The sequence below is a fragment of the bacterium genome, assembly GCA_024228115.1.
Lineage (GTDB): Bacteria > Myxococcota_A > UBA9160 > UBA9160 > UBA6930.
Map to the genome: position 1 here is coordinate 1 of JAAETT010000579.1, position 920 is coordinate 920.

The following is a 920-nucleotide window of genomic DNA, read 5'->3' on the forward strand; positions in this document are numbered from 1 at the left end:
GACATTCACGTTGGCAAGGTCGGTGTACCCTCCGGGGGCACCGCAATTCCAGCTACTTGGCGCTCTCCGTGCTTGTCAGGACCGCACACGACCGCATCTCACCACCGCATCCGACCTCGGAGGTCGGGCATAGGTCGGGCAAAATCTTCCCGCGTGTGTGTCACCCACCGGCGTGACCCCCACCCCCCTGCTCCAGCCTCCCCGGTCACCCGCAGCCGCCACGGTTCCGTGGCCGCTTCGCTTTTCGCGGGAACGGTGTGATCGCGCACCCCCTCCCATGAGAGGCCGCGATCCGCAAGCTCTGACACTTCACAGTGTAGCGTTCCGATCACACCCGTCCTGAAGGGGGTGTGGCTACCTCGGGCCGGGGCGTTCTTTCCCAAGGCACCCCTTCCCCATGGGGTCAGCCTGGGGCAAATGGCGGCGAAATCAGGGGGAATCCGGGTGATTTCCCCAAGCCCCCGGCTGCATTCATGCCCGTAGCAGGCCCGGACCAGGCCTCGTGGCTGTCTGGTGGCCAAGAACCGCAACCACCGACAGCGCGAGCAGCATCAGCATCGACGGCTCGGGGATCACCGCAATCCACGCCTCTTGGTTGCCGTTTGGATTCGTTCCCCACCCCGTGACGACTCGTCCGTCCGCCGTGACATCGCGGGCGATCGTTAACGACCACCCAGCGAGATCCAAGCCGAAATCACTGACGAGCACCTCTCTCAGACTGCGCATGCCCCCTGTGGGCGTCCAGAGAAAGGCCTCGACCGAACCCGGCTCAGACTCGCTCTGTAGACGCTCACTCAGAAGCGTAGAAATCTGATCATTTGGCCGGGGGGCGACGCAGCCCGCCGTTCCGGATTCCGATTCAGATCTTCCGGGTCGAAAGGTCCTTGACCCAGGGCGAACGCCCTCCCGGCTCGACCGGA

1 protein-coding gene is annotated in these 920 nt (G+C 64.6%); it reads right to left on the reverse strand.

From position 1 onward, the window contains the following. Nucleotides 1–471 precede the first annotated feature (471 nt). The gene (locus GY937_24115; protein MCP5059800.1) at nt 472–726 is read right to left on the reverse strand and encodes a PEP-CTERM sorting domain-containing protein; all 255 of its coding nucleotides are present in this window, start codon (nt 724–726) and stop codon (nt 472–474) included. Nucleotides 727–920 lie beyond the last annotated feature (194 nt).

What these genes read in the sequence shown, in the direction of transcription:
- GY937_24115 (MCP5059800.1), bottom strand. Translation starts at nt 726, where the DNA reads ATGCGCAGTCTGAGAGAGGTGCTCGTCAGTGATTTCGGCTTGGATCTC.